The sequence below is a fragment of the Halomonas sp. JS92-SW72 genome (assembly GCF_003547075.1).
Lineage (GTDB): Bacteria > Pseudomonadota > Gammaproteobacteria > Pseudomonadales > Halomonadaceae > Halomonas > Halomonas alkalicola.
In genome coordinates this window covers 27,952-40,880 of the sequence record NZ_CP032147.1, presented here as the reverse complement: position 1 = coordinate 40,880, position 12,929 = coordinate 27,952, and the positions used below count along the sequence as shown (strand labels likewise).

Annotated in this window: 12 protein-coding genes; 6 read left to right on the top strand and 6 right to left on the bottom strand. The window is 68.5% G+C overall.

The features are described from left to right. Nucleotides 1–58: 58 nt before the first annotated feature. Nucleotides 59–1,768, bottom strand: a complete 1,710-nt coding sequence (locus tag D1793_RS00180) for a ribonuclease J (protein ID WP_162899869.1) — start codon at nucleotides 1,766–1,768, stop codon at nucleotides 59–61. 378 nt (nucleotides 1,769–2,146) lie between these two features. Here D1793_RS00180 and purU point away from each other — a divergent pair, with 378 nt between their 5' ends. Both purU and D1793_RS00170 read left to right on the top strand, forming a co-directional pair. Then, nucleotides 2,147–3,001, top strand: coding sequence for a formyltetrahydrofolate deformylase (purU, locus tag D1793_RS00175; RefSeq protein ID WP_119020354.1), 855 nt, complete (start codon nucleotides 2,147–2,149; stop codon nucleotides 2,999–3,001). A gap of 33 nt (nucleotides 3,002–3,034) precedes the next feature. Then, a complete protein-coding gene (locus tag D1793_RS00170; RefSeq protein ID WP_119020353.1) occupies nucleotides 3,035–3,706 on the top strand; it encodes an energy-coupling factor ABC transporter permease in 672 nt (223 codons plus the stop codon). 52 nt (nucleotides 3,707–3,758) lie between these two features. On the opposite strand, the gene dinB is transcribed toward D1793_RS00170, so the two are convergent. Beyond that, nucleotides 3,759–4,805 (bottom strand): DNA polymerase IV, encoded by a 1,047-nt coding sequence (gene dinB / locus D1793_RS00165; RefSeq protein WP_119020352.1) that lies wholly within the window; start codon nucleotides 4,803–4,805, stop codon nucleotides 3,759–3,761. Between the two features lie 20 nt (nucleotides 4,806–4,825). Further along, the gene (gene lexA, locus D1793_RS00160; protein WP_119020351.1) at nucleotides 4,826–5,473 is read right to left on the bottom strand and encodes a transcriptional repressor LexA; all 648 of its coding nucleotides are present in this window, start codon (nucleotides 5,471–5,473) and stop codon (nucleotides 4,826–4,828) included. Between the two features lie 220 nt (nucleotides 5,474–5,693). On the opposite strand from lexA, the gene D1793_RS00155 reads away from it, so the two are divergent. The 3 genes from D1793_RS00155 to D1793_RS00145 all read left to right on the top strand — a co-directional run bounded on the left by D1793_RS00155 (nucleotide 5,694) and on the right by D1793_RS00145 (nucleotide 8,144). Further along, nucleotides 5,694–6,368: a TetR/AcrR family transcriptional regulator gene (locus tag D1793_RS00155; protein WP_119020350.1), complete on the top strand. Its 675-nt coding sequence runs from the start codon at nucleotides 5,694–5,696 to the stop codon at nucleotides 6,366–6,368. A 144-nt stretch (nucleotides 6,369–6,512) separates the two neighbouring features. Further along, nucleotides 6,513–7,520, top strand: a complete 1,008-nt coding sequence (nagZ, locus tag D1793_RS00150; protein ID WP_119020349.1) for a beta-N-acetylhexosaminidase — start codon at nucleotides 6,513–6,515, stop codon at nucleotides 7,518–7,520. Nucleotides 7,521–7,565: 45 nt separating this feature from the next. Further along, a complete protein-coding gene (locus D1793_RS00145) occupies nucleotides 7,566–8,144 on the top strand; it encodes a hypoxanthine-guanine phosphoribosyltransferase (protein WP_119020348.1) in 579 nt (192 codons plus the stop codon). A 3-nt stretch (nucleotides 8,145–8,147) separates the two neighbouring features. On the opposite strand, the gene D1793_RS00140 is transcribed toward D1793_RS00145, so the two are convergent. Genes D1793_RS00140 through pilB form a run of 3 tightly spaced genes read right to left on the bottom strand, consistent with a single transcriptional unit; the run spans nucleotide 8,148 to nucleotide 12,096 of the window. Continuing rightward, nucleotides 8,148–8,996 carry an A24 family peptidase gene (locus D1793_RS00140; RefSeq protein WP_119023510.1) on the bottom strand — a complete coding sequence of 283 codons (849 nt, stop codon included), beginning with the start codon at nucleotides 8,994–8,996 and terminating at the stop codon, nucleotides 8,148–8,150. Nucleotides 8,997–9,017: 21 nt separating this feature from the next. Next, the gene (locus tag D1793_RS00135) at nucleotides 9,018–10,253 is read right to left on the bottom strand and encodes a type II secretion system F family protein (protein ID WP_119020347.1); all 1,236 of its coding nucleotides are present in this window, start codon (nucleotides 10,251–10,253) and stop codon (nucleotides 9,018–9,020) included. A 52-nt stretch (nucleotides 10,254–10,305) separates the two neighbouring features. Next, nucleotides 10,306–12,096 carry a type IV-A pilus assembly ATPase PilB gene (gene pilB / locus D1793_RS00130; RefSeq protein ID WP_119020346.1) on the bottom strand — a complete coding sequence of 597 codons (1,791 nt, stop codon included), beginning with the start codon at nucleotides 12,094–12,096 and terminating at the stop codon, nucleotides 10,306–10,308. 370 nt (nucleotides 12,097–12,466) lie between these two features. On the opposite strand from pilB, the gene D1793_RS00125 reads away from it, so the two are divergent. After that, nucleotides 12,467–12,898: a phasin family protein gene (locus D1793_RS00125; RefSeq protein ID WP_119020345.1), complete on the top strand. Its 432-nt coding sequence runs from the start codon at nucleotides 12,467–12,469 to the stop codon at nucleotides 12,896–12,898. The last annotated feature ends 31 nt before the right edge of the window (nucleotides 12,899–12,929 follow it).

Sequence of the window (12,929 nt, the reverse complement as noted above, 5' to 3'; positions counted from 1 at the left end):
AGCCGCTCAATGAGCGGCTTTCTTTTCCTCTTTGGCAGCCCGGTGATTGGCGTGTTACCTACCCCAGCTCGCTGGCGGAGGGCGCCTCCACGGCCAGTATCTGCAGGTGAATCTCCGGCAGGCGGCGCAGGTGATCCGCGAACCAGCCCATCAGGCGCGGCTGCAGCGCCAGGCGTAGCTCCGCCAGGGTATCCCCCGCCAGTGTCTCCAGGGTCTCGTCCAGCCAGTCGGTGAAGGCCTCCTCGTCGATGGGGCTGGCCTGGCTGGCGTCCAGCATCAGCCGGCCGATGCGCGTCCAGCCCCCCTCGCCGGTGGCGGTCACCGACAGCGCGAGATAGAGGCTGCCGTGGCGCGGTCCCTGGTTCGGGCCGGCCAGGCCGGGCAGAGGTGCCACGGCGTTCTGGCTGACGATGCAGGGGGGCTGTGGGTGGCGGGACACCAGGGAGAGCCCCTCGGCGTCCAGGCGGATCAGGTCGCCGTTGAGGGGGATCAGCGGGGCCTGGATGCCCAGCGTCTCGGCCAGCTCCCGGTGGGCCTGCTGATGGCGGGGCTCGCCGTGTACCGGCAGCAGGTGGCGCGGTTTCACCCAGCCGTAGAAGGTGCGCAGCTCCTCCTGGGCGGGGTGGCCCGAGGCGTGCAGCTCCGGGTGGCTGAATTCGTCGAGCAGGGTCACCCCCAGCCGCTTGAGGCCGCTCTTCAGCCGCTCGATCAGGAGCTCGTTGCCGGGAATCGCCTTGGCCGAGAAGATCACGCTGTCTCCCGCGCCGAGCTCCATGGCGTGGTGGCGGCCGCGGGCCAGGCGGCTGAGCGCCGCCCGGGGTTCGCCCTGGCTGCCGGTGGCGATCACCAGCACCTCGTTGGGGGGCAGGTAGCCGAGGTCCGAGACGGGCACCAGGGGCGGGAAGTCGTCCAGGTAGCCGAGGCCCCGGGCCACCGCCACCATGCGCTCCATGGAGCGTCCCATCAGGCTCACCCGGCGACCGTTGCGCTGGGCGGCGTGGCCGATGGCCAGCACCCGCGCCAGGTTGCTGGCGAAGCAGGAGACCACCACGCGCCCCTCGCAGCGAGCGATGGTGTGCTCGAGCGCCCGGGCCACCTCGCCCTCGCTGCGCGAGTGGCCCGGCATGGGGGCGTTGGTGGAGTCGCCCACCACCAGGTCCACCGGCGCGAGGGCGCGGAAGGTGGTCGACGACATGGGCTTTCCGATCAGCGGCTCGGGGTCGAGCTTCCAGTCGCCGGTATGCAGCACGCGGTGCTCGCCGGCGGCCAGCAGCAGGGCGCAGCTCTCGGGGATCGAGTGGGTCAGCGGCAGGTAGCGCAGGGTGAAGGCGCCGCACTCCAGCGCCTCGCCGGGCTCGATCACCCGGATGGCATCGGTGGCCAGGCCCCGCTCGATGAACTTGGCGCGCAGCAGGCCGGCGGCCAGCGGCGTGGCGTGGATGGGGCAGCCCCACTTCGGCCATAACCAGGCGGCCGCGCCGATATGGTCCTCGTGGCCGTGGGTGATGATCAGCGCCCGGGGGCGGATGCCGAGGGTGGAGAGGGTATCGAGGTTGGGCACCTGCAGCGGGCTGTCGGGGAGGTCCTGGCGGATCATCATGCCGCAGTCCACCGCGATCCACTCGTCCTCGGGGCCCTTCTCTCCCGTCCCCCGCTCGCCAAGACCATAGAGACTCAGGTTCATGCCGATCTCGCCGCAGCCGCCCAGCGGCAGGAAGTGCAGGGGAGGGCGGCGGCGGGGGCGAATCTGGACTCTGGGCTGTGGCATCGGCAGGCGCGGGCTCGGAAAGTGTTACATCACTATACGGGAAGGCCCGGGGCAGCCACAACGACGCGCAAGGCCGGCGGTAGCCAGCGAGTGGCGGGGCCAGGGCAGTCGAGAGGGGCGCCAAGTCTTCGCAGGACGGGGCTACCCCGGGGACGGCTCCTCTCGGGGGCGCCATGAACCCTTCCCTGGGGGCTACCTAGACCATCCCTGGTCCACGGACCCCCTCGGTGAGCCATCCCCGGCGCCCCTTTATGCGCCTCTCAAAATCTGGCGCTGTATAGCATGGATGCCGGAACCTGCTGTTTTCGCTACACTGTCGCACCCCGATTCCAGCCCAAGGCAACAGCCAAGCCCCCAACGCCAAACCAGAGGCACGCCATGTCACACTACTACCGCCTGGTGGTCTCCTGCCCCGACCGCGTGGGCATCGTCTCCCGGGTCTCCGGATTCATCGCCGGCCATGGTGGCTCCATCACCGAGGCGAGCCAGCACTCGGACCTCGAGACCGGGCGCTTCTTCATGCGCTACGAGATCCTGGCCGACTCCATCGGCATGCCCCCCGAGGCGCTGCGCGAGGCCTTCGCCCCCATCGCCGCCGAGTTCGACATGACCTGGGCGCTCACCGACACCCGCAACCGTCCCCGGGTAGTGCTGATGGTCTCGAAGGAGTCCCACTGCCTGGTGGACCTGCTCTACCGCTGGACCGCCGGCGAGCTCGACTGCGACATCGCCGCGGTGATCTCCAACCACGAGACCATGCGCGGCCTGGTGGAGTGGCACGGCATTCCCTACCACCACGTGCCGGTGCAGCCCGACCAGAAGCAGGCCGCCTTCGACGAGGTGGTGCGCCTGGTGGATGACGTGCGCGCCGACTGCGTGGTGCTGGCCCGCTACATGCAGATCCTGCCGCCGTCGATCTGTGAACGCTATGCCGGGCGGGTGATCAATATCCACCACAGCTTCCTGCCCTCCTTCGCCGGTGCCAAGCCCTACCACCAGGCCTACGAGCGCGGCGTGAAGCTGATCGGCGCCACCTGCCACTACGTCACCGAGGAGCTCGATGCCGGTCCCATCATCGAGCAGGACATCCACCGCGTCAGCCACTGCCACACCCCCGGCGACCTGGTGCGCTTCGGTCGCGACGTGGAGAAGGCGGTGCTGGCCCGCGGGCTGCGCTGGCACCTGGAGGATCGCGTGCTGATCCACGGCAACAAGACCGTCGTCTTCGCCTGATCGGGCGAGACGCGGGTCGACGAGAGACGCTCCATGTCCTTCTCCCAAGCGGTGCTCGCCCCCTGGCTGCTGGTACTCTGTGCGCTGGTGTCGCTCGCGCTCTACGGGCTGGCGTTGGCCCAGCGCCCCTGGCGTGCGCTGCTGGCCGACAGCGCCCTGCAGCACCGCTGGCTCGCCGCCAGCGTGGCGGTGCTGCTGATGTGGCAGCTGCGCGCCCAGGCGGTGGAGTGGCTCTCCCTGCACCTGATGTTCACCGCGCTGCTCACCCTGGTCTTCAAGGCCCCGCTGGCGCTGGTCACGATCCTGATCGTCAACCTCGCGGCGGTGGTCACCGGGCGCGTCGACTGGCCGCTGCTCGGCGTCAACCTGCTGGTCACCGGGGTGATGCCGGCGCTGGTCACGGTGCTGGTCTGGCGGCTGGTGGACCGTCGCCTGCCCGACAACCTGATGGTGTTCCTGTTCGTCTGCGGTTTCTTCGGCGCCGCGCTCTCCACCCTGGTCGCCGGGCTCGTCGCCGTGGGGCTGATGATGCTCGGTGCCGATGACGCCCACGCCCTCTACCAGGCCATGGAGTACGCCCGCTTCCTGCCGCTGCTGATGCCCTCCGAGGCCTTCATCACCGGCATGCTGATGGCGATCCTGCTGGTCTACCACCCGAGCTGGGTCGCCACCTTCAACGACCATCGCTATATCGATACGAAGTAGCACCCAGCGCAACTGCAGGAGCGCAGATCCAGCGCGATGGCCTTGCCTCGTGCTAGAGACTCAGCACCAGCTGGCGCCGCTCGGCCTCCGGCAGCAGGCGGGCGCCGACGCCGAGCAGGCGCACCGGGCGGCGGCGGCGCTCCCAGGCCTGCTCCAGCAGGCCCTGGTAGCTGGCGGGGGAGGGGGTCAGGCCGCGGCTCTCCAGGGTGGTCAGGCCGAAATCGTCGAAGCGCACCTTTACCACCAGCCCGGCCAGCGGCGGGTGGCCGTGGCGGGCCAGGCGCTCCTCGAGGCGCTCGCAGAGCGGGGCCAGGGCCTCGCGGCAGCTGGCGAGATCCGGCAGGTCCCGGGCGAAGGTGGTCTCCACGCTGATCGACTTGCGCTCGCGCTCCAGGCGCACCGGGCGCTCGTCGATGCCCCGTGCGAGCTCGTAGAGCCGCTTGCCGAACTTGCCGAAGGCCTCCAAGAGCCGCTCCAGCGGCACCTCGCGCAGGGCTGCGCAGGTGGTGATGCCCCTGGCCGCCAGGCGCGCCCCGGTGGCGGGGCCCACCCCGTGGAGCTTCTTCACCGGCAGCGCGGCGAGAAAGGCCTCCAGGCGCTCCGGGGTGATCACCGTGAGTCCGTCGGGCTTCTCCCAGTCACTGGCGATCTTGGCCAGGAACTTGTTGGGGGCCACCCCCACCGAGAGGGTGATGCCGGTGCGCGCCAGGCACTCCTGCTTGAGCCAGCGGGCCATCCAGGTGGCGCTGCCGGAGAAGCGTTCCACCGCGCTGACATCGAGGAAGGCTTCGTCCAGGGAGAGGGGCTCCACCAGGGGGGTGAGCTCATGGAAGATCGCCTGGATCTGTCGCGACACCTCGCGGTACTTGTCGAAGTTGCCGGGCAGCAGGGTGAGGTGGGGGCAGAGGCGCAGTGCCCGGGCGGTGGGCATCGCCGAGTGGATGCCGAAGGCCCGGGCGGGGTAGTTGCAGGTGGCGATCACCCCGCGCCGCTCGGGGCTGCCGCCGATGGCCAGCGGCACCTCGGCAAGCGCCGGGTTGTCGCGCATCTCCACCGCCGCGAAGAAGCAGTCGCAGTCGGCGTGGAGGATCTTTCTCACGGCACGGGCTCGGGGAATGCCTAGCCCAGCGCCTGGCCGCTGCCGCCGCGGATCACGCCCACCCCGATGCCCTCGATCTCCAGCGCCTGATGGCGCAGGTCCACCTCGATGGGGGCGAACTCGGGGTTCTCGGCGGTCAGGGTGACCACGTGGCCGCGACGCGAGAAGCGTTTGACCGTCACCTCTTCCTCCAGGCGCGCCACCACGATCTGACCGTCGCGCACCTTCTCGGTGCGGTGCACGGCGAGCAGGTCGCCCTCGAGGATGCCGACATCCTTCATGGAGAGGCCGCGCACCCGCAGCAGGTAGTCGGCGCGGGGCGTGAAGTACTCCGGAGGCAGGGGGCAGTAGCGGTCGATATGCTCGGCGGCCAGTATCGGGCTGCCCGCGGCCACCTCGCCGATGATCGGCAGCCCCTGCGGGGCATCGCCCTCGGCGGGGGCTTCCTGCTCCTGGGCGGGCAGACGGATGCCCCGGGAGGTGCCGGCGATCATGCGGATAGCGCCCTTCTTCTCGAGGGCGCGCAGGTGCTCCTCGGCGGCGTTGGGCGAGCGGAAGCCCAGGGCCCGGGCGATCTCGGCCCGGGTGGGGGGATAGCCGAGCTCCTGGATGGTCTTGACGATGAAGTCATAGACGTTCTGCTGGCGCTGGGTGAGGGGGCGTGCCATGCGACCTCCGAAGCGGAAAGCGGCGACTGGGTGGATGCGTCAGTGATCAAGTATACAGCATGTTGTTCCATCCAGTAATTCGGGTTGTGCGCACGCCCGGTGCTGTCGATAGAACAAACTGTTTAAAACGACTCAGCCCTGGCGACATTGAGCTTAAGCCCAGGGCTGGCGTACAATCCAGCCACGTTTGAAACAGCCGTTTATTACCGGGACTCCTCCGATGGCCCAGACCGACACCGTCACCCGCATCCTCGATACCGCCGAGGTGCTGTTCGCCGAGCGCGGCTTCGCCGAGACCTCGCTGCGCACCATCACCAGCAAGGCCAGGGTCAACCTGGCCGCGGTGAACTACCATTTCGGCTCCAAGAAGTCGCTGATCCAGGCGGTGTTCTCCCGCTACCTCGACCCCTTCACCGAGCGCTTCCATCGCGCCCTGGACGAGCTCCAGGCGCACTACGGCGATGAGGTGATCCCCCTCGAGGAGCTGCTCGAGACCATGGCGCGCAGCGTGCTGGAGGTGCCCGCCGAGCGCAACAGCCTCAAGGTCTTCATGCGCCTGCTGGGGCTCGCCTACAGCCAGGCCCAGGGCCATCTGCGCCGCTACATCCAGGAGGAGTACGGCAGCGTCTTCACCCGCTTCACCGAGCTGGTGCGCCAGGCCACCCCCGAGCTGCCCGACGCCGAACGCTTCTGGCGCCTGCACTTCGTGCTCGGCACCGTGATCTTCACCCTTTCCGGCCTTGACGCCCTGCGCGATATCGCCGAGAAGGATTATGGGGAGCACGTCACCGTGCGTGACCTGATCCGCCGCCTGCGTCCGGTGGTGGTGGCCGCCATGCAGGCCCCGCTGCCGGCGCCCCAGGTAGGCCAGGTGGAGCAGGCAGACCAGGCCTGAGCGGCCGGCCATCTCGCCTGAGCCGCCCTGTGAGGCTGGCGGCTCAGGCGTATCTGTCACTCCCGCCGGCTTTGCCCTAGAATCTGGCCCCTTTCACGTCTGTCTTCGAAGAATCTCTGCTTGCAAGAAGCCAAGGAAGCGAACATGACCCAGCTCGGTCCGGTGATGCTTGACCTGGAAGGCACCGCCCTCACCGCAGAGGAGCGCCGGCTGCTGGCGCGCCCCGAGGTGGGCGGAGTGATCCTCTTCGCCCGCAACACCGAATCGGCCGAGCAGGTCTGCGCGCTCTCCCGCGCCATCCGCGCGGTGCGCCCGGAGCTCCTGCTGGCCATCGACCAGGAGGGTGGCCGCGTGCAGCGGCTACGCCAGGGGGTCACCCGGCTGCCGGCCATGGCGCGCCTGGGCGCGGGCTTTCGCGAGCATCCCGAGGTGTCCCGGCGGCTCTGCCAGGACGCCGGCTGGCTGCTGGGCATGGAGATGGCCGCCTGCGGGCTGGACCTCAGCTTCGCCCCGGTGCTCGACGTCGACGACGGCACCTCGTTGGTGATCGGCGACCGCAGCTTCTCCGCCGACCCCGAGGTCGTCGCCGCCCTGGCCGGCGCCTTCGTCGACGGCCTCCACGAGGCCGGTATGGTCGCCGTGGGCAAGCACTTCCCCGGCCACGGCGGCGTGGCGGCGGACTCCCACCATGAACTGCCCGTGGACCCGCGCCCGCTCGAGGCCCTGCGCGAGCGCGACCTCGTGCCCTTCACCCGCCTGGCCGGCCGCCTCGACGGCGTGATGCCGGCGCACGTGGTCTACTCCGCCTTCGACCCGCGCCCCGCCGGCTTCTCGCCCGCCTGGCTCGGCATGCTGCGCCAGAGCCTCGGCTTCAAGGGCGTGATCTTCTCCGACGACCTGAGCATGGCCGGTGCCGCCAGCGCCGGCAGCCCCGCCGAGCGGGCGCTGGCCGCCCTGGACGCTGGCTGCGACATGCTGCTGGTCTGCAACGACCGCACCGCGGCGCTGGAGGTGATCGAGGCCTGCCGCGAGCGCCCAGGGGCCAGCCGCCTCACCCGGCTGCGCTACGCCCGCGCTCGCCCGGCGCTTGCAAGCCTCACCGCGCTCTCCCGCTGGCGCCGAGTCCACGCCCACCTCGAGGCCCTGGCCTGAGTTCAAGTTTCAACTTCCGACACCCTTCGACCACGAGCCACCGCAATGCCCAAACTCGATGCCGATTTTCACCAGTCCCTCGCCGACATGCGCGAGGTGATGGACAACGCCGACTGCCTGATCACCCAGGAGGCCGTGGAGCGCGCCCTGGACCGCATGGCCGACGAGATCACCCGCGACCTGGGCGAGAAGCTGCCGGTCTTCTACTGCGTGATGAACGGCGGCCTGATCACCACCGGCCACCTGTTGCCGCGCCTCGGCTTCCCGCTGGAGGTGGACTACCTGCACGCCACCCGCTACCGCGGCGGCACCCGTGGCGGCGAGCTGTTCTGGCGCGTCTCCCCGGAGGTGCCCATGGCTGGCCGCCACGTGGTGATCGTCGACGATATCCTCGATGAGGGCGCCACCCTCGCCGCCATCCTCGACTACTGCCGCGAGGCCGGTGCCGCCAGCATCTCCACCGCGGTGCTGGTCGACAAGCTGCACGACCGCAAGGCGGTGCCCGACCTCAAGGCCGACTACTGCAGCCTCGAGGTCGCAGACCGCTACGTCTTCGGCTTCGGCATGGACTACAAGGGCTATTGGCGCAACGCCCCCGGCATCTTCGCCCCCAAGGGGATGTAGGGGTCAGAGCAGGAAGAATCGCCCATAGGCCGCCATCAGCGGCTCCCCGGCCAGCAGCGCCACCCAGCCCGCCAGGGCCAGATAGGGCCCGAAGGGCATGGGGGCGCCGCGCAGCCGCGGCACCGCCAGCTGCACCAGGATGCCGATGATGGCGCCGATCCCCGCGGAGAGGATCAGCAGCAGCGGCAGGTATTGCCAGCCCATCCAGGCGCCCAGTGCCGCCAGCAGCTTGAAGTCGCCGTAGCCCATGCCCTCCTTGCCGGTGATCAGCTTGAACGCCCAGTAGAAGCTCCACAGCACGAGATACCCCGCCATGGCGCCGATCACCGCGCTCGAAAGCAGTAGCGGCTGGAACAGCAGCTGGTAGAGAAGCCCCGCCCACAGCAGCGGCAGGGTGAGGATGTCCGGAAGGAGCTGGGTGCGCAGGTCGATCACCGCCATGGCGAGCAGCGCCAGGCAGGCCCCCAGCACGAAGAGCCCCTGCCAGCTCGGCCCGAACAGCGCCACCACTGCAAGCGTCAGCGCCCCGCCGGCCAGCTCCACCAGCGGATATTGGGGGCTGATGGCCGCATCGCAGTTCGCGCAACGCCCGCGGCGTTTGAGCCAGCCCAGCACCGGCAGGTTGTCGTGCCAGGCGATGGGGGTCTCGCAGCTCGGGCACATCGAGCGCGGCGTGGCCAGGTTGAAGCGGGCCCGCTCCTCGGCGGGCAGCTCCAGCGCCTCGCGGGCCTCGGCCCGCCAGCCCAGCATCAGCATCACCGGCAGGCGCACGATCACCACGTTGAGGAAGCTGCCCAGGCACAGGCCGACAAAAGCCGCCAGTGGCCAGAGCAGGGAAGGGGGTAAGTCCAGCAAAACGACGTCCTTATCGGGTTAGATCACGCTGCCCAGCTCGAAGATCGGCAGGTACATGGAGATGACGAGCCCGCCCACCAGCACGCCCAGCACCACGATGATGAAGGGCTCCAGAAGGGAGGTGAGGGTGTCGACCATGTTGTCGACCTCCTCCTCGTAGTAGTCCGCCACCCGGTTGAGCATGGCGTCCAGCGCGCCGGACTCCTCCCCGATGCCGACCATCTGCACCGCCAGCGGCGGGAACTGCTCGGTCATGCGCATGGCAAAGTTGAGCTGCTGGCCGGTGGCCACGTCCTCGCGGATCTGCGCCACCGCGCGCTCGTAGACCTTGTTGCCGGTGGCGCCGGCGGCGGTGTCCAGCGCCTCCACCAGGGGCACGCCGGCGCCGAAGGTGGTGGCCAGGGTTCGCGAGTAGCGCGCTACCGCGGATTTATCGAGGATCTCCCCCAGTACCGGCACCTTCAAGGCAAAGGCGTGCATGCGGTAGGCGAAGGCCTCGGACTTCTTCATGCCGGTGCGGATGAAGAAGATCAGGGCGGCCACCCCCAGCACCCCCCACCACCAGTAGGCCTGGGCGAACTCGGACATGGCAATGGTCATGCGGGTCATGGCCGGCAGCTCCGCGCCGAAGCCCTGGAATAGGCTCTCGAACTGTGGCACCACCTTGATCAGCAGCAGGGCGGTGACCCCGATGCCCACTGCGATCACCGCCGCTGGGTACCAGAGCGCCTTCTTCACGCGCCCCTTGAGCAGCTCGATCTTCTCCTTATAGGTGGCCACGCGGTCGAGCATTCGGTCCAGCGAGCCCGACTGCTCGCCGGCTTCCACCAGGTTGGCAAACAGTCGATCGAAGTGCTGGGGGTGACGCTTCAGCGCATCGGAAAACGAGGCGCCGGCGGCCACGTCGTTCATCAGCTCCTGCACCAGGCCGCTCATGGCCGGCTTCTTGATGCTTTCCGCCACCACCTGGAAGGCCTGCAGCACCGGCACCCCAGCACGGATCATGGTGGCCATCTGGCGTGCGAAGAGCATGATGTCGCGGGGCTTGATCTTGCCCATGCCGCCGCCGAAGCCACTTTTCCGCCGCACGTTCTTGATGATGATGTTCTGGCCGGCGAGGATCTTCTCCACCTCGCCCTTCTGGGCGGCGACGATCTCACCCCCCACCTTGCGCCCGCCGGGGCCCTTGCCTGTCCAGCGCCAGCGGTAGAGCTTGATCTCCTTGGTGGGGCGCAATTTCCGTGCTGTGGCCATAGTGGTATCCCTTCATTCCCTGTGATGGTGGTCGACTCTGGCGGCCGACTCGCTAGTCTTTGGTCACCCTGTTGATCTCGGCCAGGCTGGTCACCCCCTGCATCGCCTTCATGAGGCCGCTTCTGCGCAGGTCCGGATAGCCCTCCTGGCGGGCCAGGTCGCTGAACTCCATGGAATTGCCATTCTTCATGATCAATTGACTCATGGCGTGGCTGATCGGCACCACCTCATAGATGCCCACCCGCCCCTTGAAGCCCTTGGTGCAGTGCTTGCAGCCCACCGGCTCGAAGAAAGTGGCCTGGCCGATCTCCTCCTCCGTGAAGCCTTGGGCGGCCAGGGCCTCGTGGGGCAGGTCCGCCGGCTGCTTGCAGTGCTTGCAGAGCTTGCGCGCCAGGCGCTGGGCGATGATCAGACTCACGGAACTGGCGATATTGAACGGCGCCAGGCCCATGTTGGCCAGGCGGGTGAGGGTCTCCGCAGCGGAGTTGGTGTGCACGGTGGAGAGCACCAGGTGGCCGGTCTGGGAGGCCTTCACCGCGATCTCGGCGGTCTCCAGGTCGCGGATCTCGCCCACCATCACCACGTCCGGGTCCTGGCGCAGGAAGGCACGCAGGGCGCTGGCGAAGTCCAGGCCGATCTTGGGGATCACGTTGACCTGGTTGACCCCGGGCACCTTGATCTCCACCGGGTCCTCGGCGGTGCAGATGTTGCGCTCCACCTCATTGAGGATATTGATGCCGGTGTAGAGGGTCACCGTCTTGCCACTGCCGGTGGGGCCAGTGACGAGAACCATGCCCTGGGGCTGGTCCAGCACCGTCTCGTACATGGCGCGTTGCTCTGGCGTGAAGCCGAGCTGCTCGATGCCAAGCTGGGCCGAGGCGGGGTCGAGGATCCGCAGCACGATCTTCTCGCCGAACACCGTGGGCAGCGAGTTGACGCGAAAATCGATGGAGCGGGTCTTCGAGAGCCGGAGCTTGATGGCGCCGTCCTGGGGCAGGCGGCGCTCCGAGATATCGAGCCTCGACATCACCTTCAGGCGCGCCGCGATACGGGTACGCATGGCGAAGGGCGGGTGGGCCACGTCATGCAGCATGCCGTCGATGCGAAAGCGCACCCGGTAACTGGTTTCGTAGGGCTCGAAGTGGATGTCCGAGGCGCCGCGGTGGATGGCGTCGAGCAGGATCTTGTTGACGAACTTGATGATCGGCGCGTCTTCGCTGGCCGCACTCGCGGCCGCCTGCACGTCTACCTCGCCGCTGGCCTCCTCCTCGCCGGCGAAGCCCAGCTCGCCGATGGCATCGTCCACCCCCTTGAGCTCATCGAGCATGCTCTTCTCACTGGAGGCGAGATAGGCCTCCAACACCGGGCCGAGCTGGTCCACCGGGGCCAGCACCCCCTCCGGAGTGAGGCCGGTGGCGAACTGCAGCTCGTCGAGCAGGGCAAGCGTAGAGGGGTAGGGCACCGCCACGGTGAGCCGGTGGCCGCGCTGCATCAGCGGCAGCACCTTGAGCTTGCGCAGGATCTTTTCGGGGAAGGCGTCGGCGCGGGGCAGCGTCTCCGGGCGGATGGCGTCGAGATCCATCATCGGCAAGCCATACTCCCAAGCCGCCGAGAGGGTGGCCTGGCGGGCGGAGACCAGCCCGGTATCGATCACGTGCTCCAGCAGCGACACCTCGCCCTCGCGGGCCTCCTCCTCAGCGCGCACCGCGGCGGCGTGGCTGATCCGCTCGTCCGCCACCAGTCGCCGCGCCAGGCCGCGCAGGCCCGCCGCGGGGTCGTGGCGGGTGCTCTGTAGTGGGGTGTCAAGAGGAGGGGCGCTCGGTGGGCTGCGATAGTCGTTCATGGGCGCTCGCTGCGTAGGATCGGCATCATCCTGCCATTCTAGCCCTCCCCACCCCCGTCCGCCCAGCGCTGGACCACGCGCCTTCAACCTTTTGGAGGGCGATTTTCGTACCGATGACGGAGCTTTCTAGGCGGGGGGAGAGTTGTCTTCCTGGAGACATAGGATAGCCTCAGCGCCTTGGACTGCGCCGGTTGCGTCACTGGATCAAGTGCTATGGGGTGCTGGACCGCGACGAACGAGCGTAGCGGGATAGTCATGTTGCGCTGCACAATGAAGCCTGTTATTGTGCGATGCAGCATCGCGGGGCGTTTCTTGCAGAACACTGATAGCAAGGCTCCGTTCCAGACACACCGAATCGGAGTACTACCTCATGACCAACGCATTCGCCTTCAACGCCAAGCCGTTCGACACCGCTCAGCTCGAGTCGCTGTTCTTCTCCCCGGCCCGCGCCTTCGCCGCGCTCTCCGTCGATCTCGGCGAGAAGCTGATCAACGCCCAGCTCGAGGCCTCTCGCGCCTATGCCGAGGCTAGCGTGGCCCAGCTGCGCAGCCTGGCATCCGTCAAGGACGCCGAGGGCCTGAAGGGCTTCATGGAAGGCCAGCAGCAGGTCGCCCAGGAGCTGGCCGCGCGCCTGAAGGGCGACGCCGAGAAGGTGGTGGCCCTGCAGCAGCAGTTCGTGCAGGAGAGCCAGAAGCTGACCGAGGGCAGCGTCGAGCAGGCCCAGGCCAGCGCCCAGGAAGGCGTCAAGGCGGCCACACAGCCCGCCGCCAAGGCCGTCAGCGCCGCTAACGCCGCCAAGTAAGCCGTGTGGCCCGGCCATCGGCCGGGTATCG